The following is a 23714-nucleotide window of genomic DNA, read 5'->3' on the forward strand; positions in this document are numbered from 1 at the left end:
CCATGCATGAAATGTCACTGGTCCAGGGGTTGTTCGAGCAGCTCAAAGGACTCGCAGCAGAAAACAATTCAACCAAGGTGCTCAGTGTCACCATGGAGATTGGACCCATCTGCGGGGTGGTCGTCGACTCGTTTCAGTTTGGTTTTGAAATCCTTTCTTCCCAGGAAGAGATGTTCAAAAACACCGAGTTGATCATAGAGATACCTGAAGTAACCTACACCTGCACCAGCTGTGGCCATCAGGAAGTGTCGGCCGGTGAAAGACCCGATGCATGTGCCAAGTGTGACGAGTTTTTCCTCACCCCGTCGGGTGGCGACGACCTTATCCTGAAGAGGGTTGAGATGGAATAGCAGGCTGCAACTGTATTACTGCCTGATTATCAGGGATTTTATATAATTTTACTACGAGGGAACGACTATGTGCGATAGCTGCGGTTGTCCAAGCCCATCACATACCCATGATCACGATCATTCCCATGACCATGATCATAGCTCCAAGACTGTCGATGTTCACGCCAGTCTCTTTGCTGCCAACGATGCAATGGCCAAAGCCAACAGGGATCACTTCGATGAACTCGGTGCAGTGGCGCTGAATCTTATCAGCAGCCCCGGTTCAGGCAAAACCACCCTGCTTGAGCACACCATCGAAGCTCTCAAGGGCGAGATCAAGATCGGTGTTATTGAAGGTGATCCCGAAACGGACCGCGATGCAGAGCGCATCCGCGCCAAAGGTGTGCCAGTCGTGCAGCTCACCACCGGCGGAGCCTGCCATCTTGACGCGGCCATGACCCACAAAGGCTTCCATCTGCTGGAAAAAGAGCCTGGTTATGAACCGGTCGATCTGCTTTTTATCGAAAATGTGGGGAACCTGGTTTGCCCGGCAAGTTTCGATCTGGGCGAGCATGAGCGGGTAGTACTTGTCTCTGTACCGGAGGGACCGGACAAGCCGGCAAAATATCCACGCACCTTCGGCACCGCACACACCTTTCTTATCACCAAGACCGACCTGCTGCCCTACTTCGACTTCCCGGTTGAAGAGGCGCGCGGCGAGGCCCTGAAGACCAACCCGAACCTGAAGGTGATGGAGCTTTCCAGCACTACAGGCGATGGTTTTGACGCCTGGCTCGACTATTTAAGAGCCATGGTGAAGGCCAAGAAAGCAGCATAGGGCTGAAAGGCTGACCACAAGCATTGAAAACAAACACCAAAGCCTCCGGAAGCATGCTTCCGGAGGCTTTGGTGTTATGCTAACTGCTCCCCGAAAAATCTCAGCGCATTACCGCTGCAGATCTTCTCAACCACCTTTTGCGACAGTCCGGACTTTACCATCTCCGCAGCAATTCCAGGCAACACCCCGATCCCTGAAGCATCTGCGATCAACCCGGTAACCCCATCGAAATCACTGCCAAAACCAAGGCAGTCTTCGCCGCCCACATTGATGAAATGACGGATATGCTCAATGAGTTGTCCAATTTGAGCGGGCGGCAGGCTCCCCAGGGCCTCTTCGCTCAACCTTTCAGCCTTCTCATTGGTCATGGTTCCGTTTTTAAAACCCTCGATTATGCGAATTCTGTTCTGCTTATCATGCACATAGTACTCCGGGCAGATAAAACCGGAACCGAGGGCAAGCCCGATCATGCCACCCCGATCGGCAATCTCACGAATCATCTCATCGTTCAGGTTACGTTCATTCGCGCACACCGATCTTGCGTTCGAGTGGCTGGCAACAAAGGGTTTATCAGTGATTTCTGCAATATTCCAGAACGCCTCATCGGAGGCATGGGAGACATCCACAACCACGCCAAGCTCGTTGCAGCGCTGAATTAACTGCTCTCCTAATGCGGTGAGCCCGCCACCACTGCCAAAGACAGTACCGCAAAATTCATTATCGTCCCAGGCAATGGTCAGCAGCCGGACCCCATCCTGATAGAACTCATCTAGCAGATCAACACGCCCCTGCAGCGGCACAGCGCCTTCAATGGCTTTGACAATACCGGTCAGTCGCCTGCCTTTCGACCTTGCCTCAACCAATGTTTGCAAATCTGCCTTGGATCGTACCAGGGAAAGTTGCTCGCTGTGGGAGGCAACAAGATCGTCTATGGCTGCCAGGTACTCCTTACATGATTTGTAATCCTGTTCCGGTTTGCCGGTTGCCATCACAAAACAGGCAAAGACCTGCAAGGCCACATTTGCATCAGCCAACTGCGGTAAACCAATGTGTAATCCCTGCCCGCTCGGGAAGTCCCCATCACCATCGGCAACGGCTTTAATCGTATCACAATGCAAATCGACGAACTCCATTACACCTCCAGGTTATTACCAGTATGTACTGAATCAGACAACTGAGGCCGATCCCAGAGAAAACTGAGACCGGCCCTGATCTGTCAGGTGAAAGGGGTGAGGATAAAGGGGAACCTATATCTTTCTCCTGACACCTCACCCTTCACATTTCTAGCTCTTCGCTTGTTGACTGCGAATCTCAGCCAGCATCTCCCGGCCACCGTTTTCGAGAATGTACTCCCCTGCCTCCTCTCCGAGACTGGTTGCACTTTCCACCGCACCACTTACGGTTTTACGTAAAATACGTGTACCATCAAGGCTGACCAGACCGACAGTCAGGGTAATGCCTTGCTCACTGAGTTTGGCGAGGCCAAAAGCCGGAATAGAGCAGCCACCTTCCAGGGCTTTCAGATACGCCCGCTCCGCCAACAGGCATGCTTCACTTTTGCTGTTATTGAGACAAGCCCGAATTTTTTCCAACTTGTCACCGTCAAGACTGGTAGCAGCCTCTATCGCGATACAACCCTGCCCCACCGGCGGCACAAATTGTTCTTCATCAAATATTTTCACAATAAGGTCATCGTATTCCATGCGCTTTACCCCGGCATAAGCCAGCATCAGGGCATCACAATCCCCATCGCGCATCTTACGGATTCTGGTCTGCAGGTTTCCACGCATCTCAACCGCTTCCACGTGCGGGTAGAAATGCTTCAACAGGGCTACCCGTCTCACCGACGAGGTGCCAATACGAACTTTCCTACTGGTATCTTCGAGATCAATGCTCTTATCATCACTCACCAGAACATCGTTTACCTTCTCGCGATCGGTAAAGGCGATCAGCTCGAATCCTTCCGGCAGGCTCGATTGCATGTCCTTGGCGCTGTGCACTGCGATATCGGTAATGCCGCCTGCCAACTGCTCTTCAAGCTCCTCTGTGAAAACGCCTTTGCTGCCGATTTTAGCGATAGAGGTATCGAGAACTTTATCGCCAATGGTCTCCATGCTACTTATTTTGGTATGTATGCCGACAGCCTGCAACATTGCAGCAACCGTTTCAGTCTGCCACATCGCGAGTTTGCTCTTTCTGGTACCGATTGTAATAGTGGTCATTTGTTTTTCCTTACTTCAAGCAGAGCGGTAATTATAGTATTGTATAAAATCTGGTGTGAAGTGCTTCTCAAGTATCTTGACTGGCCCCTGAATCTACCATATACACTGGAGCAATGGAATCCATCTTTGGGTCCACCAAGTCAATCTGTCATGCGAATTCTTCTGTATAATATCCGATATGCCACCGGCCATCTGAAAGGATATCACAAGCCGTTTCCGTTTATTGGTTTCTTCAAGCGTACCGAGGTCAATCTCCAGCGCATAATCAATTTCATCCGCTCTGTTGACCCGGATATCATCGGCCTGATTGAAGTCGACTCCGGTTCTTATCGCTCCCGTAAAACCTGCCAGGCAGAAGAAATCTCCAACATCCTTGGCTATAACTGTATTGCGGAAACCAAATACAGTGAAAAATCACTGGCCCAGAAGGTGCCCATTCTCAACAGGCAATCCAATGCTCTGCTAACCCGGGAACGGATCCACGACAACACCTTCCACTATTTCCGAGAGGGCGTAAAGCGGCTCATCATCAAAACTGAACTGGAGGAGGCAGTAATCTTTCTGGTGCACCTCTCACTCAAATACCGACATCGCCAGCACCAGCTTGAGTATCTGCACACCCTGGTAAGGCGCACCAAAAAGGAAGTTATTGTGGCAGGTGACTTCAACACATTTTTCGGCAGTCGTGAATTAAAACTCTTTCTTGCCGCTTCAAATCTTGAGAGCGCCAATATTGAGAATATCCCCTCACATCCAAGTCATTCACCCCATAGACAGATAGACTTCATCCTCCACAGCCCTGGGATATCCATAGATAACTTTTATATTCCCGATGTCCGGCTGTCTGATCATTCGCCGCTGATTTGTGATTTCTCGTTCAAGTCATCGGTTGCAGCAGAACGGTTTTCGGCAGTGACACCGTAAAGCAACTTCCCTTATGCAGTTCACTGGTAACTGAAACTGTTCCGCCATGGGCTTCGACAATCGCCTTCACCAGGTTCAGCCCCAACCCCAATCCCTGCTGCGACCTGGATCGGTCTCCCCGGTAAAGCCTGTCCCAGATTCGTCCCTGTTCATTTGGTGAAATGCCCATGCCGTCATCCTGAAAGTGGATGTGGATGAAGTCATCAGCAACCTCTGTTGTTACCTCAACAGACCCGCCGCCTTTGCCATACTTAATTGCGTTGTCTAAAAGATTTGCCCACACCCGCGCAATCCGCGATGGGTCAGCCTGGATATACAGGTTGCCTGCCATATGGGCACGGAGGGCAATGCGCCGTTCTTCTGCCACATATTCGTACAGCGCCATCATTTCGGTAATCGACTCGGCCAGATCTACCTGGGTACGTTGCAGCTTTAAAGCACCCGCCTCTGCTTCGGCAACGTTCATCATAATGCCAAGCATAGACAACACCCGTTCCGACTCTTCAAGACAGTCTGCCAGAGAATCACGAAGTCTCTCTGTATCACTTGCCTCCTGCAACCCGAACTCTGCCACCGAGCGCAACCGGGTAAGAGGCGTCCTGAGATCGTGGGCAACATTATCCAGGTTTGCCTGCATCTCTTCCACCAACTTTCGATTTCGCCCAAGAAGCACATTCACCTCCTCATAAAGAACGTACTCTTCCGGAAAATTACCGACAGGCGAAATCCATAGTTTGCTTTTATCCCCCACCTTTTCCAAATTACTTCGTAGTCTGACGAGCGGTATCACCGTATGCTTTACAACCATCAAGGCAACGAAACCGCAGAGAATCCCGCCCGCTACCACAACAGCAAGAAAGAGATACGCAATGGCAAATACTGTCTGGCGTGAATCCTGACTGGGTTTACCAGCCTGCAGCATCAACCCTTTGTCAAGTTCAACAGTCACCATAGACCAATAAGTGATTGTGGAATTGTTTTTGGAATCTGTGATCGCCAGGGGATACCATGGGGTATTAATCACAGGCTGCAAATGCAGGATTTTCTTATATAGGGAGTGGTGCGTATCCCCACCTGCCACCAGCATCTGGTCTTCCCCGCGACGCAACCGGACAAAACCAAGCCCTTTCAGTTCAACCCTGTCCTGGGCTATTACCTGGCCAAACTGGACCCGGGCCGGATTGTTGCCTTCGACGTGACTCTCAATCAACTCATCCAGCAATGCCCTGGTTGTCTCAACCTCAGAGGTCCCAAGCTTATGACGCACAACTCCCAGCGAGATCAGAGCCAGGATGCATACGATACCAAATGTGACTATAAAGACCGGAAGCGCACTCCTGCACCGTGCAAGGGTCAGGTCATCTTTAGTCAGCCCGAAGGACATAGCCCATTCCCCGCACGGTCTGGATCATTTTTTTGTCAAAATCTTTATCGACCTTATTGCGCAGTCGGCAAACCAGGACATCAACCACATTGGTCTGAGGGTCAAAGTTGTAATCGTATACCCGCTCAAGGATTGTCGTTTTTGAAATAACGGCGCCACTGTTCCGCATCATCAGTTCAAGCAGGGCATATTCCTTGGCCGGCAGTTCAATTTTTTCGCCTGCTCTGGTCACTTCGTGCCTGAGCAGGTCCATTTCAAGCTCACCCGCAGTCAGCATGGTCGGCTGGGCATTCTTTTTGTCTCGTCTGATCAACACCTGGATGCGAACCAGCAACTCGGAAAATGAAAACGGTTTGATCATATAATCATCGCCACCCCGTTGCAGGCCCTGGATACGGTCATCTACCGATTGCCTCGCGCTTAAAATAAGAACTGGGGTATTTACACCGTGCTTTCGCAGCCCTTCGATTACCTGCAGCCCATCCATCTCCGGCAGCATGATATCGACCACCGCGGCGTCATGGATACCCTCCAGCCCCATGCTGAGGCCATCGGTACCGTTATAACAGGCATCAACAGCAAAACCGGCTTCCCGCAAGCCTTTTTCGATGAATCCGGAGATCGTTTTATCGTCTTCTATGAGTAGTATGCGCATGAACCAATTCCTTTCTGGCAGCCATTGAACATCACAGTGCGATCACTGAACAATTTCTGCCCGTGATACCATTACTTTCCCTGCAGGCACGCCGATAGGAAAAATAGTCTTCAGAACAACTGGTGCATCGGCCCGGCAGGATGATTGCCGAATCTGCCAACCCCTGCTCCAAGAGCTGGTCTCTCGATATCTGCCAGAAATCAAACCGGAGCCGGTCGTCCATATGCTGCTGAAAGTGAGCCGGAAGTTCTTTCTGGTAATGAACGAACTCTGCACAGCAGGGCCCCAGTGAAGGGCTGACCACCGCGCGCATGCCACCAGGATTACAACCAAACTCTTTTTGCATGGCCTGCACTGTGGTGCCGATAATGTTCATCACACTTCCGCGCCAGCCGCTGTGTACCGCGCCAATCACCTTGTTTTCCGGATCATAGAGCAATAGTGCCTGACAATCCGCATGCTGGACCATGAGCCCCACATCCGGTTGATTGGTGATAAATGCATCATATCCATCCACTTCCAGATCTTCGGTGAGTGGCTCAGCAAGAGAATAGACTTCCTCTCCATGTACCTGCTTTCCTGAAAGCAGGTGACTCACGCCCATCCTCGCTTTCACCAGCCTGCGGTTTTCTGCGACAAGCTCTGGCGCATCTCCCACGGCAAGACCGATATTTAAAGAATCAAATGCTCCCTTGCTTACTCCGCCATGCCTGTTGAACAACCCATACCTGCAGCTATTGCCCTGTAATCCTGCAAATTGTTCTATATCAGGCAATCCGCACTTATCCTGTTCCATTGTTTTCCTTTTGTTATTGTGCCATTGTGGCATCGTAGGTGACGCACCATATAGCCTCAAAAGGGTATAACAAAGGAGAAAAGCGAGCAACAAAAAAGGGGAGCATCCATTGCTGGACACTCCCCAAGATTAAACAGATACGCTATGAAAGTGTATTAGAATTTTGCCTCGAAGGTCAGGTAGATCTGATCGGCACTTTCGACAGGGTCCATTTTCATTGCCTGAAGCATTGCCTGGTCTCCGGCATCGCCCAAATCGTATGCATACATATTCCAATCACCAGAGCCGGTATAATCGTACTCGTAATGCTGGTATCCCAATCTAACAAAGGTCTTGGCGTATTTAGAAATCGCCTCTCCGGTCGGCAGGTCGTAAATCATATATAATTCATAAACTTGCCCACGCGTAGCCAGCTTAGACTGGTAGATCTCATCATGCCCTGGAGACATAGCGACCCAATACTGGGAGCCCCAGTTAACTTCAGCTCCGACTTTCAGTCCAATCTCGTCAATGTCATAGCGCAAACCAGCATAAATAGAATAACCGTGCTCATTATCTGTATTTGGCGCTCCAGCCATTGGATCATTAAACATGCCATTGGAATTTGGCATGGTCTGGGAGTAGCCACCGGAAAGGAAGTAGTTGAGGTCGCCAACTTTATTCTGATATACCGCTGAGGTATGCCAGATATCACCAATATTCGCCCTCGGCCCCATCATACTTGCAAACATAGCATTATCTGCATCATCGGAAAACTGCGGATAATTGACCACATCAAACGCCATAAAGGACTGAAGATAAAGGAACCGATCATCCTTTTTCATGATATCCCAGCTCAATCCAGCAAAATCCATATCATCAATGCTGTCAGTGGAATCTACTTGTAACCCATCCTCAAAGCCACGACCATAGCAGAAGCGAATCTTGCTGGTACCCAGGGCTTCCGGCCCCCAGCTCCAGCCATAACCAAGCGCCAGACCATCAAACGGCCAGTTCATAAATGCCATCGGGGTGGCCAGTCGCTCATCCTCACCCAGGCGAACCTCTGAAGGAGGTCCATCCGTTGTTGGCCTGCGGCCAATGGAGAACCACATCGGCAAGCCACCAATATTATTCCAGTTTACAAAGGCTCGATCCACATAGAGACTACTGTCTCCGGTTGGCGTGCGGGTTACATTGCCATCGAATATCGGCCAGATAGCTCTAGAGTCGTCCTGAAAAGCTGACTGCATGCCCCAGGTCTTGTACATGGCAAGGCGACCTTTAAACTCAACGTTCTCAGTAGCTTTCACCCGCATATTCAAGCGGAACCGGTTGGTCCAGAGAGAATCATTGCTGAGACTTTTACCACTAACCGTATCCGCATTGTAGTAATCAACCCGAGACCTGAAATCCCCGTAAAATTTTATGCGCGAGGCAAGGTCCCAGCCTTCTGTTTTTTCGTCAATCTCGTCTAAAATATCTTCCTGTTCCGCGTTTACCGCCTGCTGGTCCGCAACGGCTGATTTCAACTCGATAAGCTGCCTGCTCAGCTCTTCAATCTTGCGCTCAAGATCAGATACGTCTGGTGCGCTGTTTGCGGATGCTGCCATCGGCAATGCGAGCATACTCGCAAGGGCTAGTGTGGAAAACCTTTTGATCATAACTCCTCCTCCTGAATAAAAACCGGCTCAATCTCCCCATGAAAAAGAACCAAGCACTTCTATCTCCCCTGCTGCTTCAACCCTGGAGCTCTCCTACTCCGTGGTCACTGCAACAGTATTACGTTATTTTATAATTTAGGATTTTAATTTAATATTTGATTTCTTTAACGCTGTCAACAGGATATATGACTCATCACAATCCTGAGCAGATAGCTCGAGCCACTATTACGCTGTAACACGTGCAATCATTGCTCACAGCGCCATCAGCCACCACAAATTTAAATTGAGAGTTTTTCTGGAAATAGCATTTTGAAACGTTTAGACTGAAGGCCTCAATGACCATCACAAGGACATAAAATGAAGATACCGGTAATTCTCACCGCCTCCAGCGCGGCTAAACAAGCACGCGCAACCTATCTGGCTCTCGAAAACCATATTCGAGGCGCTCTACCAGTCATTCACACCAACCAGTATGAGTTTCACTGGAGCTACAGCAGTCGGGTTGCTAACAGGGAAAGGGCAAAAGGCAGCACATCATCATTACCTGAAATCGGCGATGTGGTCAGACAGTTGATTGATATGGGGCATAAGCATGCCATTATGCAATCTCTACAACTCATCGTTGGGCATGAGTTTCATCAACTGCACCGAGAGTCGAGTCATACTGAACAACTCGCATGTCACCTCGGGAAACCTCTTCTGACTGCTCCTGATGATTTTTATGAGTTCATGAAAATTCTTGCAACCATTGCAAGTCCATACCCTGATCACGCTCTTTTACTCGTCGGCCATGGCACACGTCATGCTTCATGGCCCCTATATCTTGGCCTGGAGCAGGTCATGCAGCGCCATTTCGGCAAGCGGGCGTATGTTGGAGTTGTGGAACACTATCCGGATAGTACCGACATTGAACAGCGCATTACACTCAGTGGCCACAGCAAGGTCCTGGTCATTCCTTTCTTTATGGTCGCTGGTGTTCACTTTCATCGTGACGTCGCCGGAGAGGGTATGTCTTCCTGGAGGAGCAGGATACTGAGGGCAGGGCTTGAAGTTGAAATCGCCTGCGGGGATGGCCTTGGCGCACTACCTGATATCGGCCGGATCTTCGCCCGCCATATCACGGACGCATCAGCCGAGATAGCATAAATGCCAAAGGGAGTAGCCAGTAATGACTACTCCCCTGATATAATAACTGTAGCTGAAAGGATATTTAGAAATACGCCTCAAAAGTCAGATAAATCTGATCAGCACTTTCCACAGGATCTTGCCCAAAGGCCTGCAGCATTGCCAGATCTCCCGCATCATCCAGGTCAAATGGGTAGAGATTCCAGTCCCCCGAGCCCGAATAATCGTATTCATAGTGCTGGTAGCCCAGCCGCATGAACGTCTTGGCATATTTTGAAAGTGCTTCTCCCGTGGGCAGATCATAAATCAGATATACTTCGTACACCTGGCCACGGGTCGCCAGTTTGGACTGATAGATCTCGTCATGACCAGGAGACATGGCAAGCCAGTACTGGGAGCCCCAGTTAAATTCCCCGCCCAGTTTCAAGCCGATGTCATCCCAATCATAGCGCACACCCGCATAGATGGAATAGCCATCCTCGTTATCGGTGCTTGGTGTCCCGTCGAAAAAGAACATACCCTCGGAATCTGGTATGGTCTGGGAATAGCCACCTGCGATGAAATAATTGAGGTCACTGACTTTATTCTGGTAAACAGCCGCAGAATGCCAGATATTTCCCAGATTTTTGCGAGCTCCAAACCCGCCCGGAAAATTTGGATCAGTTTGGTCCATAATGGGATCCTGCTGGGCTCCGAACTCTATGAATTCAGACTGGAAATTTGGATAATTAATGACGTCAAAACCCATATATGACTGAATATAGGCAAAGCGATCACCCTTTTTCATGATATCCCAGGCAAGACCTGCAAAATCCATGTCATGAACGCTGTCGGCGGAATCGGCCTGCAGGCCATCCTCAAAGCCACGGCCATAACAGAAACGCACCTTGCTGGTGCCCATCTGTTCAGCCCCCCAACTCCAGCCATAACCGAGCACCAGACCATCAAAAGGCCAGTCCATGAAGGCCATCGGCGTTCCCTGTCGCTCATCGAGACCGAGACGAATCTCTGCCGGCGGCCCATCTGTGGTTGGTCTGCGACCTATGGAAAACCACATGGGCAGTCCCGCAATGTTGTTCCAATTAAGGAAGGCACGATCCACATAGAGCGAGCTGTCTTCCGCCGGGGTGCGAGTCACATTCCCATCAAATACCGGCCACATTGCACCTGAATCATCAGTGAATGCAGACTGCATGCCCCAGGCCTTGTACATTGCCAGACGTCCTTTGAATTCGACATTTTCCGTGGCCTTTACCCGCATATTCAGACGAAATCGATTTGTCCAGAGAGTATCGTTCTCAAGATTTCTGCCAAATACCGTATCCGCGTTGTAATAATCAAGACGTGACCTGAAATCACCATAGAATTTGAATCGTGCGGCCAGATCCCAACCCTCTGTTTTTTCGTCGATTTCGTCCAGGAATTCTTCCTGATCCTCGTTTAATGCCCTCTGCTCGTCCACCGCTGCTCTAAGCTCAGCCAATTGCCTGCTCAATTCCTCAATTTTCAGCTCAAGCTCAGACACCCCTGGTCCACCGCTGTCACCATTTGCTGCTGCCGTAATCGGCAATGCCAGCATACTTGCAAGGACAAATGTAGAAAACCTTTTGATCATAGTCTTCCCCTCCTTCACAACAACTGGTTCCGGCCCCTAACATATACGACGCGTTGCCTTTTTCTCCTCTTTACCTCCCCCTAAAGCGCGAATTCATTTGATTGCCAGGCATTAATTGTAGCAATTATAGCATCGATCTGGATAAATTATAGAGATTAAATGCAAAAACCTCCCGAACTGTGCTTTTTAAAATCGAATCCCCCAAAAAAAATGGGGCCACTCCTTTCGGAGTGGCCCCAAACAGCAAGAAGGTTGGGTTTTGCTGGTGGAACTAGATTGCTTCTTTACCGCTTTCGCCGGTACGAATCCGCACAACATTCTCGACCGGTAGAACAAAGATTTTACCATCGCCAATTTTTCCGGAGTTGGCAGCCCCTCGAATAGCTTCAACAACTTTGCCTGCTATTTCGCTATCCACAACAAGTTCGATCTTAGTCTTCGGATTGAACTCCACGTTATACTCTGCACCGCGATAGACTTCCTTATGGCCTTTCTGACGTCCGTATCCTTTCACATCTGATACCGTCATTCCTGCAATGCCGAGGTCGGTGAGAGCCTCCTTTACGCTTTCGAGCTTGAACGGCTTGATGATTGCCTCGATTTTCTTCATTATCTCAATCTCCTAATATCAATCCTTGGTGAACTCCGGATATGCATCAAGACCACACTCGCTGATGTCACAACCTTCAAGTTCCTCTTCTTCAGTTACACGGATACCCATGAGAGCTTTCAGTGCCAGCCATACTACGAAACTTGTACCGAATACCCAGGCGAAGATCACTACGATACCGGTGAGCTGTGCTACGAGAGACCCTTCCGGATTGGTAAAAGCTACGGCGATCAGACCCCAGATACCGACAACACCATGCACTGAGATTGCACCAACCGGATCATCAACCTTTGCTTTATCTATGAAGACGATGGCTGCCACGACGATGAGACCACCAATTGCACCTACGATTGTTGCCAACAAAGGACTTGGGGTGAGAGGTTCAGCGGTAATCGCCACCAGGCCGGCAAGAGCACCGTTTAAGGCCATGGTCAGATCAGCTTTACCGAACCACGCTCTGGAGAAGAGCAGCGCTGCCACAAGACCACCAGCCGCGGCGGTGTTGGTGTTGACAAAAATCATGGATACGGCGTTCGCTTCTTCAATGTTACTGATCTTCAGCTCGGAACCGCCGTTAAAACCGAACCAGCCGAGCCAGAGGATAAAGGTACCGAGAGTAGCCAATGGCAGGTTAGCACCTGGGATAGCGTTGATTCTACCACTTACATATTTGCCTTTACGTGCGCCGAGCAGAAGTACACCGGCGAGAGCTGCAGAGGCACCACAGAGATGAACAACACCGGAACCTGCGAAATCGAGGAAACCGAGAGCGTCGAGGAAACCACCGCCCCACTTCCAATACCCCTGTACCGGGTAAATGAAACCGGTCATAACTACAGCAAAAGCCAGGAATGCCCACAGTTTCATGCGCTCAGCAACAGCTCCGGAAACGATAGACATAGCGGTCGCAACGAACACCACCTGGAAGAAGAAATCAGACATAGCGGAATAGTAGGTATCTCCACCACTTGCCAGCACATCAGCTACGGAGTTATCAGCACCGAGGAAAAAACCGAACCCTGGGATAATGCCGCTGCCGTCGCCGTACATGATGTTGTAACCGACGATCATATACATAATACAGGCGATAGAGTACAGTGCGACGTTCTTGGTAAGAATCTCAACGGTATTTTTGCTGCGTACCAGACCAGCCTCAAGCATGGCAAAACCGGCCGCCATCCACATTACCAGAGCACCCGACATCAGAAAGTAGAAAGTATCCAATGCATATGCAAGGTTGATCAGGGTGTCACCTACGCTGGCAACCTCTTCAGCACAAGCCGGCCCGGCTATGGCCAGGGAAGCGAGCAAAGCTGCTCCACCCCAGTACGTTCTGTTCTTCATCTTCAATCTCATTTTCACGACAATCCCTCCTTGTGGTTATAGCCTGCCCTTTCCCTCTTCTGAAACAGCAGATAAATTGGACAACAACAAATTTGTCTTTCTTATTACAAACACTGTGCCAGACCTGTTTTTTTCTTCACATCCCGCTAATCCAGGCACATACAGCCAATATTGCCCGAAATGCACGGCACCTCGGCACAAACAAGGATTACATTTAAGTAAGAATCAAACATCAATCATGCCACTTTTGTAATACTTTTCTTTTCCGTTTCTACAGGTAACTACCAGCCGACCTGTCGGACAACAGCCCAATCCCACGAAAAAAAAGCACCATTCACGATAGGCGTGAATGGTGCTTTTCAAGATACTGACCAGATCAGATGATACAGATTACATAGTTGTAAATAGCTCCAACAAGGGTACGGCGTATATCACCATCAGCGATACGCGTCCAAACGTGACAGTCCATATTTCTTGATCCGGTATCCTATCTGCCGCTGGGTGAGCCCAAGCTCCCTGGCTGCACGAACCTGTACCCAGCCATGTCGCCTCAATGCTGCCTCCACCTCTTCTTTCTCCAGCTGCTGTAATGATTTTCGCCCTCGGATAATAAGGGGGGCTTCCGCCACCGGTGGTGCTATAGCTGCCTCATCATGAACCAGCATTGCCCCACCCGCAGCACTGCTCCTCCTGACAAGCACATTTGGCGGAAGATCACCCAGGGTTAACCGGTCTCCTTCAGCCAGGATGATCATACGCTCAACCATATTCTGCATTTCACGGACGTTGCCAGGCCATGGATAATCAATGAGAAAGTCGAGCAATTCCGAGGTCAGCATCAGCTTCTTGCCATTACGCTGGTTGCTCATACTGAGGAAATGGTTGAGCAGTAAGGGAATATCCTCCATCCGCTCCCTGACAGGCGGTAACTGAATCGGCACCACATTCAATCTGTAGTAAAGATCAGCCCTGAAATTCCCTTCCTCTACAGCCTGCTCTAAGCCGACATTGGTGGCGGCAATAATTCGAACATCCACGTCATATGTTTTACTGCCACCAATCCGCTCGAACTGCTTTTCCTGCAGGACTCTCAACATCTTCGCCTGCAATGCCAACGGCATCTCGCCGATTTCATCAAGAAATATCGTGCCTTTATTCGCCAACTCGAAACGCCCGGGCCGAGTCGCGTGAGCACCTGTAAATGCACCTTTCTCATGGCCGAACAACTCACTTTCCAACAAAGTTTCCGGCAACGCAGCGCAATTCACTTTAATAAAGGCCTTGTCTTTTCGACCTCCCGATTCGTGCACTGCTTTCGCCACCAGCTCCTTGCCTGTTCCAGACTCACCGAGCAACAGCACAGTAGCTGAGCTTGGGGCTATTTTTTCTATAATGGAATACACTTCCTGCATGGGCTTGGAGTGCCCTATTATATAATGACCATCATGACGACTATGCAACTTTGCCTTCAGCGAGCGATTTTCCTCCTGCAGCTTGGCCTCTTTACGCTCTATTTCTTCATGCAGGGTTATGAACTGGGCCATCAGTGTAGCCAGCACAGTTAGAAACCTGACATCCTCGTCAAAGGAGACATCGCTGCCAAAAAGACGGTCAACACTCAACACTCCAACGGTCTTTTCCTGCATCAATACAGGAACCCCCAAAAAAGACAACCGCTCCTTACTAAATGCGGGACGCGAACCCGTTCTGTTGAGAAAGAGCGGCTCACTATGAATATCCGGAACGACAAAAGGCGCCTTGGTCTGGAAAATTTTCCCATAGACACCTTCATCAGGCCTGTACACGCCCCTCTGCTTTTCCTGTGTGGTCAAACCACAGCTCACCTTGATCATCAACCTGCCGGTCATCTTGTCGAGCAGCAGCAGGGTCGCCCGTTCCATTTGCATGGTATCGTTCAACACCTTCAATACACTGGCAAGAGTTGTCTCCAGGTCAACAGCCTTGCCGATAAGTTTTGTTATTCTATGTAATGCGAGCAGTTCTATGCCCTGAGTTGACTCCCCTCTTTTCGCGAAGCCGGATTTTGCGTAGTCCATCATCGCTCTCCTTAGCTGCATGAGGATTGCATTGATACCCATTACAATCCTTTCCATTTTTCATCTGTTAATCCTCAAAATTCCTGACTTTCAGATTACACAGCAAGTATTGCACCAAATTGGCACATTTTTGCTTTTTTGTCATTTTGTCACATACTTTCGGACACATAAGCGGAAACAGTTCTAACTATCATCTGCTAACATCAACCATTACTCTCACTTTCCTGTGACGAACCTGTACATTTTCGTAAAACTATTCTAAATTTTTTTCGCCAATTTCCTTACATGCCACATCGTCGTATGTACCGATCTGACATTCCTGTAGCATTCGGCACAAAACAGAAATCACCGCCATCCCACCCACCACACCACCCAAGGCCACACCAACAGCGCTCAACAGCACGATTTAATTACATTTAAACTTTTGAGCACGTGTCTGGCACACCATTTGCGATAACAGGTTGCAACAGATACACACTGCAACAGGCCGACAGCTTTCAATTGTGTCGGAACACGCAAACCCAAAAACCCAGGTACTTAAACAGGTACCTCAGCTCGAAAGGAGATCACCATGCGCAAAGTGGCAATCTACGGAAAAGGCGGAATCGGAAAATCAACCACAACCCAGAACACAGTTGCCGGCCTCGGAGAAATGGGCCGCAAAGTCATGGTCGTCGGCTGTGACCCTAAGGCAGACTCTACCCGTTTACTTCTCGGCGGCCTGGCCCAGAAATCCGTTCTCGACACCTTGCGCGAAGAAGGCGAGGACGTTGAACTGGATGATATCAGAAAAGCCAGTTTTGGTGGCTCATGGTCAGTCGAATCCGGCGGACCGGAGCCAGGCGTTGGTTGTGCAGGGCGAGGTATCATTACCTCCATCAACATGCTTGAGTCCCTGGGTGCCTACGATGAGAAGGAAGGACTTGACTACGCGTTCTACGATGTACTTGGCGACGTTGTCTGTGGTGGTTTTGCAATGCCTATCCGAGACGGTAAGGCTGAAGAGATCTACATCGTCTGCTCCGGTGAGATGATGGCCATGTATGCCGCCAACAATATCTGCAAAGGTATCGTCAAGTATGCTCAGTCTGGCGGTGTTCGCCTGGGTGGCCTGATCTGCAACTCAAGAAACGTCGACAATGAAAAAGAGATGATCGAAGAGCTCGCAAAAAAGCTCGGCACCCAGATGATTTATTTCGTGCCACGTGACAACGATGTACAGCGCGCTGAGATCAACAGAAAGACCGTCATCGAGTGGAACCCAGAAGCCAAACAGGCCGACGAATACCGCGGACTGGCCGAGGCTATCGATACAAACGATATGTTCGTTATCCCTACACCGCTTGAAATCGAAGAGCTTGAGCAGCTGCTCCTGGACTTTGGCTTACTGGAAGCGTAACCGAATTTTATTTTATGCAATTAGTGCTGAACGAATCTCCACATTCCCTGATTCATTCAGCGCACAGCACAGACTTGAAGGAGAAATATACCATGATGATCATGATTCGGGCCATCGTTCGACCGGAAAAAGCTGACGACGTACTTGCCGCATTAATGGATGCCGGTTTCCCCGCAGTTACCAAGTATTCCGTTGCCGGGCGCGGTAAGCAGCGAGGCATCAAGATCGGTGAAGTCACCTATGACGAGATCCCCAAAACCATGCTGGTGAGTGTTGTTAAAGCGCAGGACAAGGACTTCATCATCAGCACCATTATGAGCGCTGCCCGTTCCGGCACCAAGGGTGCTTTTGGAGACGGCAAGATCTTCGTGACCGATGTTGAAGATGTATACACCATCAGCTCCGGCATAAAAGAGCCTACAGAGGAGGTGACCGCATGAAAGAGGTAATCGCGGTTGTTCGTATGAATATGATGAACCGCACCAAGGCAGCTCTCTCTGATGCTGGTATAGCAGCATATTTTGCCCACGAAGCCCAGGGACGCGGCATGGGTTTCATCAACCCGAAACTGCTTGAAGGCGTAGAGCAAGGATATGAAGAGGCCGCAGCACTGCTTGGTGAGAAAGGCAAGCTTTACCCGAAACGCATGGTAACAGCGGTAATTGAGGATGATCAGGTGGACGAGGTGGTTGAAGCCATCATCAAAGTCAATCAGACCGGTAAACCCGGCGATGGCAAGATCTTCGTCCTGCCGGTTGCAGATGCAGTACGTGTTCGAACCGGAGAATCCGGCTTGAAATCTATCACGTAGCGTAAGCCCATCACCAGACTGCAGCAAATTTCAACCAACAACAACAGGGAACGATGGTTATCCGCCGTTCTCTGCCAGGAGATACAAATGGGTAAAGCACAGAAAGCCGTTCAGTGGGATCCCACTGACATAAAACAAAAACTCCTTGAAAAGTATCCGCCCAAGGTTGCCAGAAAACGTGCCAAGCAGATACTTATCAACGAAGCACAGGAAAACACCACGCCGGAGATTACCGCCAACGTGCGAACCATTCCGGGTATCATCACTATGCGTGGCTGCACCTACGCCGGCTGTAAGGGCGTTATCATGGGCCCCACCAGCGACATCGTCAATCTGGTCCATGGACCGATCGGCTGCAGCTTCTACGCCTGGCTGACCAGACGAAACCAGAGCGATGCCTCAGGCCATGAGAACGCCAACTTCATCAACTACTGCATGTCCACGGACATGCAGGACTCAGACATCATCTTTGGTGGTGAAAAGAAGCTTGAACTTGCCATTCAGGAGGCATATGACACTTTTCACCCCAAGGCTATCGCAATTTTCGCAACCTGCCCTGTGGGTCTGATCGGTGACGATATTCATGCGGTTGCAAGGAAGATGAAAGAAAAGTTTGGAGACTGTAACGTTTTTGCCTTCAGTTGCGAGGGGTACAAAGGTGTTTCACAGTCCGCCGGCCACCATATCGCCAACAACCAGGTATTTACTCATCTGGTCGGCAAGAGCGAACAGGAAAAGACCGATAAATACAAGATCAACCTCCTGGGCGAGTACAACATCGGCGGTGACGGCTTCGAAATCGACAGAATTTTGAAAAAATGCGGCATCACCAATATCGCCACGTTCTCTGGTAACTCCACCTACGACCAGTTCGCTTCAGCCAACCAGGCTGACCTGAGTTGCGTCATGTGTCACCGCTCCATCAACTATGTGGCGGACATGCTGGAGACCAAATACGGCATCCCCTGGATTAAGGTGAATTTTATCGGCGCCGAGGCGACCGCTAAATCTCTCAGGAAAATTGGCGCCTATTTCGCCGACCAGGAGCTGGTTGACAAAATCGAAGAGGTTATCGCTGAAGAGATGCCAAGCGTAAAAGCCATCTGTGAGGATGTTCTGCCACGCACCACCGGCAAGACCGCCATGCTGTTCGTCGGCGGATCGCGCGCCCATCATTACCAGGAACTGTTCAGTGAGATGGGCATGAAGACGCTCTCTGCCGGTTACGAGTTCGCCCATCGCGATGACTATGAAGGCCGGGAAGTCATTCCCAACCTGAAAGTTGATGCAGACAGCCGTAACATTGAAGAGATCGAAGTCTCGGCAGATCCCGAACTCTTTAAACCACGTAAGAGTGAAGAAGAGTTGAAAGCGCTTGAAAAATCCGGTTTTGAGTTCAAGGAATATGAAGGCCTTATCCCCGATATGGACAAGGACACCTTGATCATTGATGATCTCAACCAGTATGAGGCCGAAAAACTCGTAGAGCTGTTAAAGCCGGATATTTTCTGTGCAGGCATCAAGGAGAAGTTCTCCATCCAGAAGCTTGGAATTCCGATGAAGCAGCTGCACAGCTATGACTCCGGCGGGCCATACGCAGGTTTCAAAGGGGCGATAAATTTCTATCAGGAAATCGACCGCCTGGTTACCAGCAAGGTCTGGAGCTACATGAAGGCTCCCTGGGAAGAGAATCCCGAGCTGTCAGCTACTTACGTCTGGGAATAATAGAAAAATTGTCTTTTCGTCCAATCTCTTCGTTGTGCTGATGAATTTTATCCTCGACATATAAAGCATATGTCTGCGGGAAAATTCCTCAGCACGCCTCGACCTTGAACGAAAATCCTAATTTTTCGTGGAACTAAGAGAATCACGAATAGGTACTCACATGTTACTACGACATACACCAAAAGAAGTTACAGAGCGTAAGGCTCTGACAATCAATCCGGCAAAGACCTGCCAGCCGATTGGTGCCATGTATGCAGCACTCGGCATTAAGGGCTGCTTGCCGCATAGTCACGGTTCCCAGGGCTGTTGTGCCTACCATAGATCTACCCTGACCAGGCATTATAAAGAGCCGATCTCAGCCGCGACAAGTTCCTTTACCGAGGGTGCATCAGTTTTTGGCGGCCAGGCGAACCTGCTGCAGGCTATCAATAATATCTTTACCGTTTACGAGCCTGAAGTAATCGCTGTTCACACCACCTGCCTCTCCGAAACCATTGGTGACGACCTGCCGCAGATCTTCGACAAGGCGATCAAGGAGAAAAAGGTTCCGGAAGGCAAGACGGTTCTGGGTGCTCCCACCCCAAGTTATGTCGGCTCACATGTAACCGGCTTTTCCAACATGGTCAAAGCCATGGCGGCTCTTGCCCGGAAAAGCGAAAACAGAAACGGCAAGGTCAATATCATCCCGGGCTGGGTAGAGCCATGCGACATGGAAGAAATCAAGCGTCTCGCGGCCATGATGGATGTAAAGATCAACATGTTCCCGGACACTTCCGGAGTCCTGAACGGTCCACTCAATGGCGAGTACCACATGTTCCCTGATGGTGGTACCCCGATTGAGGACATCAAGAGCAGCGGTGATGCAAGCGGTACTCTCGCCCTCGGCGAATGGTGCTCTGCCGATGCGGCACGGACCCTCGACTCCAAATGCAAGGTTCCCTGTTCCGTACTTGATATGCCGTTCGGCCTGCAGGCAACAGATCGTTTCATCGATGCTTTGAGAAAAATCGCCGGCACCTCTGTGGCCGAAGAGGTCTCTGCTGAACGTGGTCAGCTGGTCGATATGATTTCTGATATGCACCAGTATTTCTATCACAAGAAAGTAGCGATTTTCGGTGACCCTGATCAGTTGATCTCCATGGTTGAGTTCCTGGTCGCCATCGATATGTGCCCTATTCACATCGTCACAGGTACCCCCGGCAAGAAATTCGAGCGCCGTATTAAAGAGATTACCAAGGACGTCCCGTATGAAGTGAATGTCAAGGCTGCCGGAGATATGTTCCTGCTCCACCAGTGGATTAAGAACGAGCCTGTCGATCTGCTGATCGGTAACACCTATGGCAAATATATGGCCCGGGACGAAGACATCCCGTTTATCCGCTGGGGCTTTCCTATCCTCGACCGCCAGGGGCATCAGTACTTCCCGACTGTCGGATACAAGGGCGGTATCAGGATGCTTGAAAAAATTCTTGGAGTACTTCTCGACCGGATGGATCGTGATAATCCGGAGGAGAAGTTCGAACTCGTCTACTAGGGGACGGGAACACCGTTGATCCAGACTTCGCTGCATACGAACACAGGCCTCTCGCTCAAAATCGCATGCAGCGATTCAACAACAGGCGAATTGATCACCATATCCAGCAGAAAAGGAAAAAGAACATGGGCAGAAACGAACAAGCTGGCGCCGGGAAACTTCCCGATTGCAAACATACGGCACCTAACCCCGGCATAGTTCAGCTCACCGTCGCACCACGGGTCAATCACCGAATCCGTTTTTCACCGCTCAACGGCAAAAATCAATCACTGATTATGCCACAGGCCGCAGTGGAAAAAATCCGGGAGCTGGAACAGGTAGGCTCCAGGATTGATGGAGTACTGATCTACGGTCCGGGTGATCCTCTGGCCGAAATCGAACTTCCCCTTGAGACGGTACGATTAATCAGGCAACAGTACCCTGATCTGCCGATTAGTATTCGTACGCTGGGTATCGGAGGCCTGCAACACGCTGACAAGCTTGGCAAGGCAGGAGTAACCGAGGTTGAAGTTCTGGTGGATGCCGTCGAGCCAGCGGTTATGGAAAAAATCTACGCCTGGGTCCGACCTGGCTTCAAAACCTTGAAGCTCTCTGAGGCAACAGCAACATTGGCCAGAGAACAATCCCATGCCATACAGGCCTTCCAGGACGCTGGCTTAAAAATTCGCATCGTCTCGACCCTCTATCCCATGGTCAATGACGATCAATTTGAATTGCTGGCCAAAAAAATGGCAGAGCTTGGTGCTGACGAGATGGTACTCCATCCGTATGCACCCGAAATCGAGGCCGATATAAGCCTTCCGGAACCCAGCCCGGAGCTCATGGCCACCGTTGTCGGCAAAATCGCCAACATCCTCCCGGCCATAGAGGGCAGACCCGCAGTGATAGAGACAGCAGGTTGTAATGAAGCAGCCAACAATCTGCCAAAACCCAAAGAGGACCGGCCCAACATAGCAGTGGTCAGCTCAAACGGCATGGAGGTAGATCTGCATCTTGGCCAGGCACCACAACTGCTTATCTACGGGCCCAGGGAAGATGGCTTGAAATGCTTACTTGAGTGCCGACCGGCACCACAGCCCGGAGAAGGAAAAGAGCGCTGGGACATCCTCGCCGGCACCATCCCTGACTGTTTTGCCCTGCTTGCGGCAAGCGCAGGAGATCGACCACGGAGGATTCTGGACCGGCACGGCATCAACGTGCTTATTACCCATGACAATATCGAAGGCAGTGTCGATTTGCTCTATGGCGGCGAACGCAAAAAAGGCTGCGGCAAGAAAGCGTAAAAGGTTGGACGTTGGACGTTGGACGTTGGACGTTGGACGTTGGACGTTGGACGTTGGAAGAGTAAATAATCATATTACTTTTAAAAAGGATTACATAATGGCAACACCGGAAAAACAAATACTTGTTTGTCAGAGTTTCAGATTAAAAGGTGACCCGAAAGGAATCTGCCACAAGCAGACTGATGGCTTTCTGCAATACATTGAGGAGGAAATCCTCGACCGTGGCCTCGATATGCAGGTCGTTGCGACCGGTTGCCTGAAACAATGCGAGTCTGGGCCTGTGATGGTGGTCCAGCCGGAGAACTGGTGGTTCAAAGGTGTGGACAGCGAGGAAGCTATCGATACCATACTCGACTCCATCGAAGATGGTGAGCCGGCAGCAGAATATCTGATTTCCTGAGCGCATGACCAGAAGCCAGGCAACAATACGGCCCGCCAAAACCAAAGATATCGAGACAATGGCAGCTCTTCTGGCTGAACTGTTTGATGTCGAAGAGGACTTTCAGGGTGATGCAAAACGACAACTCAAAGGTCTCAGGATGCTGCTTGAATCTGATCAGGCTATTGTTCTGGTCGCCGAGGTACAAGGGGAAGTCGTTGGAATGTGCACCGGCCAGACCCTGATTTCCACAGCCGAAGGCGGGCCGGCCCTGCTGGTGGAAGATGTAGTTATAGACCAAAAGTTCAGGCAAAGAGGTATTGGCAGACAACTGCTTGAATCCATAGCAGACAAGGCGGGCCGCCACTCCATATCACGCCTGCAGTTACTTGCCGATCGCAACAACAGTGCAGCGCTGGACTTTTATCGCAAGACAGGCTGGAACTCTACCGATCTCATCTGTCTGAGAAGTCGCGTTCCATAGCTTGATTCCTAAAAAACAGTCTCTCAGCTTGCCGTTTTTATTGGTTTTACCAGGAGGACTCCATGCAAACAACTCTCATCCAGCCCAAAGAGCTCATTGTCTCCATTGACGACTGGCAGGATTACCTCAGGGATGGACAACAGTTTCTGAGCACAGCCGTCGGCGCTTTCAGCAAAAAGCGAAAGGCATTTACCTCAGAGGCACTGTATAACATCACAGCCATGGCCATTGAAAAGCTGATAATGGGCTTTCTCATGAAAAATGGTGACCTGGCAGAAAACCACACCATGACAGATCTTGCCGCCGCACTTGAACGACATACCGGACCACTGCCGGATCTCCATAAAAAACTGCTCTTTCTCGACAGCTTCCAGGATATCTGCGACCCGGATGAATACCAGTACGTAGTCCCCGACGAACACCAGGTTTCGGTCATCCTGGATATTGGCCTTGAAGTTCAGCAGCTTATTTTGCCGCTGGTGCAACAAAACCGGACCAAACCGTCATAAAACAGTTTTGCCGACACCAGAGAACTCTTTTAAAATTATCACGCACCT

The 23714-nt window shown here is 50.1% G+C and carries 23 protein-coding genes; 13 read left to right on the forward strand and 10 right to left on the reverse strand.

Annotated features, from left to right (window positions below; all coding sequences use genetic code 11):
* Window positions 1-2 precede the first annotated feature (2 nt).
* The gene (locus FCL45_RS01005) at window positions 3-350 is read left to right on the forward strand and encodes a hydrogenase maturation nickel metallochaperone HypA/HybF (protein WP_136795446.1); all 348 of its coding nucleotides are present in this window, start codon (window positions 3-5) and stop codon (window positions 348-350) included.
* Window positions 351-417: 67 nt separating this feature from the next.
* Entirely contained in the window at window positions 418-1167 is a 750-nt protein-coding gene (hypB, locus tag FCL45_RS01010; RefSeq protein WP_136795447.1) for a hydrogenase nickel incorporation protein HypB, read from the forward strand.
* Between the two features lie 74 nt (window positions 1168-1241).
* Here hypB and FCL45_RS01015 read toward each other — a convergent pair whose 3' ends face one another.
* Window positions 1242-2300: a dipeptidase gene (locus FCL45_RS01015; protein ID WP_136795448.1), complete on the reverse strand. Its 1059-nt coding sequence runs from the start codon at window positions 2298-2300 to the stop codon at window positions 1242-1244.
* Between the two features lie 150 nt (window positions 2301-2450).
* On the reverse strand, window positions 2451-3389 hold the full coding sequence (gene hemC, locus FCL45_RS01020; RefSeq protein WP_136795449.1) for a hydroxymethylbilane synthase: 939 nt from the start codon (window positions 3387-3389) through the stop codon (window positions 2451-2453).
* Window positions 3390-3539: 150 nt separating this feature from the next.
* Here hemC and FCL45_RS01025 point away from each other — a divergent pair, with 150 nt between their 5' ends.
* Window positions 3540-4313: an endonuclease/exonuclease/phosphatase family protein gene (locus FCL45_RS01025; protein ID WP_136795450.1), complete on the forward strand. Its 774-nt coding sequence runs from the start codon at window positions 3540-3542 to the stop codon at window positions 4311-4313.
* On the opposite strand, the gene FCL45_RS01030 is transcribed toward FCL45_RS01025, so the two are convergent.
* From FCL45_RS01030 to FCL45_RS01045, 4 genes are all read right to left on the reverse strand, one after another.
* On the reverse strand, window positions 4267-5697 hold the full coding sequence (locus tag FCL45_RS01030) for a sensor histidine kinase (protein WP_136795451.1): 1431 nt from the start codon (window positions 5695-5697) through the stop codon (window positions 4267-4269). The two genes, FCL45_RS01025 and FCL45_RS01030, sit on opposite strands and share 47 nt — an antisense overlap.
* The gene (locus FCL45_RS01035) at window positions 5678-6352 is read right to left on the reverse strand and encodes a winged helix-turn-helix domain-containing protein (protein ID WP_136795452.1); all 675 of its coding nucleotides are present in this window, start codon (window positions 6350-6352) and stop codon (window positions 5678-5680) included. The genes FCL45_RS01030 and FCL45_RS01035 overlap by 20 nt, the downstream gene beginning before the upstream one ends.
* A 31-nt stretch (window positions 6353-6383) precedes the next feature.
* Window positions 6384-7148, reverse strand: coding sequence for a peptidoglycan editing factor PgeF (gene pgeF, locus FCL45_RS01040; protein WP_136795453.1), 765 nt, complete (start codon window positions 7146-7148; stop codon window positions 6384-6386).
* 155 nt (window positions 7149-7303) lie between these two features.
* Window positions 7304-8791, reverse strand: a complete 1488-nt coding sequence (locus FCL45_RS01045; RefSeq protein ID WP_136795454.1) for a DUF3373 family protein — start codon at window positions 8789-8791, stop codon at window positions 7304-7306.
* Window positions 8792-9148: 357 nt separating this feature from the next.
* On the opposite strand from FCL45_RS01045, the gene FCL45_RS01050 reads away from it, so the two are divergent.
* A complete protein-coding gene (locus FCL45_RS01050) occupies window positions 9149-9937 on the forward strand; it encodes a sirohydrochlorin cobaltochelatase (protein ID WP_136795455.1) in 789 nt (262 codons plus the stop codon).
* A gap of 64 nt (window positions 9938-10001) precedes the next feature.
* On the opposite strand, the gene FCL45_RS01055 is transcribed toward FCL45_RS01050, so the two are convergent.
* The 4 genes from FCL45_RS01055 to nifA all read right to left on the reverse strand — a co-directional run bounded on the left by FCL45_RS01055 (window position 10002) and on the right by nifA (window position 15542).
* The gene (locus tag FCL45_RS01055; RefSeq protein WP_136795456.1) at window positions 10002-11531 is read right to left on the reverse strand and encodes a DUF3373 family protein; all 1530 of its coding nucleotides are present in this window, start codon (window positions 11529-11531) and stop codon (window positions 10002-10004) included.
* Between the two features lie 271 nt (window positions 11532-11802).
* The gene (locus tag FCL45_RS01060; protein ID WP_136795457.1) at window positions 11803-12141 is read right to left on the reverse strand and encodes a P-II family nitrogen regulator; all 339 of its coding nucleotides are present in this window, start codon (window positions 12139-12141) and stop codon (window positions 11803-11805) included.
* Between the two features lie 18 nt (window positions 12142-12159).
* Window positions 12160-13485, reverse strand: coding sequence for an ammonium transporter (locus FCL45_RS01065; protein WP_136795458.1), 1326 nt, complete (start codon window positions 13483-13485; stop codon window positions 12160-12162).
* Window positions 13486-13922: 437 nt separating this feature from the next.
* Window positions 13923-15542 carry a nif-specific transcriptional activator NifA gene (gene nifA, locus FCL45_RS01070; RefSeq protein ID WP_136795543.1) on the reverse strand — a complete coding sequence of 540 codons (1620 nt, stop codon included), beginning with the start codon at window positions 15540-15542 and terminating at the stop codon, window positions 13923-13925.
* 571 nt (window positions 15543-16113) lie between these two features.
* Here nifA and nifH point away from each other — a divergent pair.
* From nifH to FCL45_RS01115, 9 genes are all read left to right on the forward strand, one after another.
* Complete coding sequence (gene nifH, locus FCL45_RS01075; RefSeq protein ID WP_136795459.1) at window positions 16114-16941, forward strand: nitrogenase iron protein; 828 nt, start codon at window positions 16114-16116, stop codon at window positions 16939-16941.
* A gap of 92 nt (window positions 16942-17033) precedes the next feature.
* Window positions 17034-17381: a P-II family nitrogen regulator gene (locus tag FCL45_RS01080; protein WP_136795460.1), complete on the forward strand. Its 348-nt coding sequence runs from the start codon at window positions 17034-17036 to the stop codon at window positions 17379-17381.
* Entirely contained in the window at window positions 17378-17752 is a 375-nt protein-coding gene (locus tag FCL45_RS01085) for a P-II family nitrogen regulator (protein ID WP_136795461.1), read from the forward strand. The genes FCL45_RS01080 and FCL45_RS01085 overlap by 4 nt, the downstream gene beginning before the upstream one ends.
* Window positions 17753-17839: 87 nt before the next feature.
* Window positions 17840-19477: a nitrogenase molybdenum-iron protein alpha chain gene (nifD, locus tag FCL45_RS01090; protein WP_136795462.1), complete on the forward strand. Its 1638-nt coding sequence runs from the start codon at window positions 17840-17842 to the stop codon at window positions 19475-19477.
* 160 nt (window positions 19478-19637) lie between these two features.
* Window positions 19638-21011, forward strand: a complete 1374-nt coding sequence (gene nifK, locus FCL45_RS01095; RefSeq protein WP_136795463.1) for a nitrogenase molybdenum-iron protein subunit beta — start codon at window positions 19638-19640, stop codon at window positions 21009-21011.
* Between the two features lie 125 nt (window positions 21012-21136).
* Window positions 21137-22294 (forward strand): NifB/NifX family molybdenum-iron cluster-binding protein, encoded by a 1158-nt coding sequence (locus tag FCL45_RS01100; protein WP_167495627.1) that lies wholly within the window; start codon window positions 21137-21139, stop codon window positions 22292-22294.
* A gap of 97 nt (window positions 22295-22391) precedes the next feature.
* Entirely contained in the window at window positions 22392-22694 is a 303-nt protein-coding gene (locus FCL45_RS01105; protein ID WP_136795544.1) for a (2Fe-2S) ferredoxin domain-containing protein, read from the forward strand.
* Between the two features lie 4 nt (window positions 22695-22698).
* Window positions 22699-23157 carry a GNAT family N-acetyltransferase gene (locus tag FCL45_RS01110; RefSeq protein ID WP_136795465.1) on the forward strand — a complete coding sequence of 153 codons (459 nt, stop codon included), beginning with the start codon at window positions 22699-22701 and terminating at the stop codon, window positions 23155-23157.
* A gap of 62 nt (window positions 23158-23219) precedes the next feature.
* On the forward strand, window positions 23220-23666 hold the full coding sequence (locus FCL45_RS01115) for a hypothetical protein (RefSeq protein ID WP_136795466.1): 447 nt from the start codon (window positions 23220-23222) through the stop codon (window positions 23664-23666).
* Window positions 23667-23714 lie beyond the last annotated feature (48 nt).

Source organism: Desulfosediminicola ganghwensis, from assembly GCF_005116675.2.
Classification (GTDB): domain Bacteria; phylum Desulfobacterota; class Desulfobulbia; order Desulfobulbales; family Desulfocapsaceae; genus Desulfopila; species Desulfopila ganghwensis.

What these genes read in the sequence shown, in the direction of transcription:
- FCL45_RS01005 (WP_136795446.1), top strand. Translation starts at nt 3, where the DNA reads ATGCATGAAATGTCACTGGTCCAGGGGTTGTTCGAGCAGCTCAAAGGA.
- hypB (WP_136795447.1), top strand. Translation starts at nt 418, where the DNA reads ATGTGCGATAGCTGCGGTTGTCCAAGCCCATCACATACCCATGATCAC.
- FCL45_RS01015 (WP_136795448.1), bottom strand. Translation starts at nt 2,300, where the DNA reads ATGGAGTTCGTCGATTTGCATTGTGATACGATTAAAGCCGTTGCCGAT.
- hemC (WP_136795449.1), bottom strand. Translation starts at nt 3,389, where the DNA reads ATGACCACTATTACAATCGGTACCAGAAAGAGCAAACTCGCGATGTGG.
- FCL45_RS01025 (WP_136795450.1), top strand. Translation starts at nt 3,540, where the DNA reads ATGCGAATTCTTCTGTATAATATCCGATATGCCACCGGCCATCTGAAA.
- FCL45_RS01030 (WP_136795451.1), bottom strand. Translation starts at nt 5,697, where the DNA reads ATGTCCTTCGGGCTGACTAAAGATGACCTGACCCTTGCACGGTGCAGG.
- FCL45_RS01035 (WP_136795452.1), bottom strand. Translation starts at nt 6,352, where the DNA reads ATGCGCATACTACTCATAGAAGACGATAAAACGATCTCCGGATTCATC.
- pgeF (WP_136795453.1), bottom strand. Translation starts at nt 7,148, where the DNA reads ATGGAACAGGATAAGTGCGGATTGCCTGATATAGAACAATTTGCAGGA.
- FCL45_RS01045 (WP_136795454.1), bottom strand. Translation starts at nt 8,791, where the DNA reads ATGATCAAAAGGTTTTCCACACTAGCCCTTGCGAGTATGCTCGCATTG.
- FCL45_RS01050 (WP_136795455.1), top strand. Translation starts at nt 9,149, where the DNA reads ATGAAGATACCGGTAATTCTCACCGCCTCCAGCGCGGCTAAACAAGCA.
- FCL45_RS01055 (WP_136795456.1), bottom strand. Translation starts at nt 11,531, where the DNA reads ATGATCAAAAGGTTTTCTACATTTGTCCTTGCAAGTATGCTGGCATTG.
- FCL45_RS01060 (WP_136795457.1), bottom strand. Translation starts at nt 12,141, where the DNA reads ATGAAGAAAATCGAGGCAATCATCAAGCCGTTCAAGCTCGAAAGCGTA.
- FCL45_RS01065 (WP_136795458.1), bottom strand. Translation starts at nt 13,485, where the DNA reads ATGAAGAACAGAACGTACTGGGGTGGAGCAGCTTTGCTCGCTTCCCTG.
- nifA (WP_136795543.1), bottom strand. Translation starts at nt 15,542, where the DNA reads ATGGACTACGCAAAATCCGGCTTCGCGAAAAGAGGGGAGTCAACTCAG.
- nifH (WP_136795459.1), top strand. Translation starts at nt 16,114, where the DNA reads ATGCGCAAAGTGGCAATCTACGGAAAAGGCGGAATCGGAAAATCAACC.
- FCL45_RS01080 (WP_136795460.1), top strand. Translation starts at nt 17,034, where the DNA reads ATGATGATCATGATTCGGGCCATCGTTCGACCGGAAAAAGCTGACGAC.
- FCL45_RS01085 (WP_136795461.1), top strand. Translation starts at nt 17,378, where the DNA reads ATGAAAGAGGTAATCGCGGTTGTTCGTATGAATATGATGAACCGCACC.
- nifD (WP_136795462.1), top strand. Translation starts at nt 17,840, where the DNA reads ATGGGTAAAGCACAGAAAGCCGTTCAGTGGGATCCCACTGACATAAAA.
- nifK (WP_136795463.1), top strand. Translation starts at nt 19,638, where the DNA reads ATGTTACTACGACATACACCAAAAGAAGTTACAGAGCGTAAGGCTCTG.
- FCL45_RS01100 (WP_167495627.1), top strand. Translation starts at nt 21,137, where the DNA reads ATGGGCAGAAACGAACAAGCTGGCGCCGGGAAACTTCCCGATTGCAAA.
- FCL45_RS01105 (WP_136795544.1), top strand. Translation starts at nt 22,392, where the DNA reads ATGGCAACACCGGAAAAACAAATACTTGTTTGTCAGAGTTTCAGATTA.
- FCL45_RS01110 (WP_136795465.1), top strand. Translation starts at nt 22,699, where the DNA reads ATGACCAGAAGCCAGGCAACAATACGGCCCGCCAAAACCAAAGATATC.
- FCL45_RS01115 (WP_136795466.1), top strand. Translation starts at nt 23,220, where the DNA reads ATGCAAACAACTCTCATCCAGCCCAAAGAGCTCATTGTCTCCATTGAC.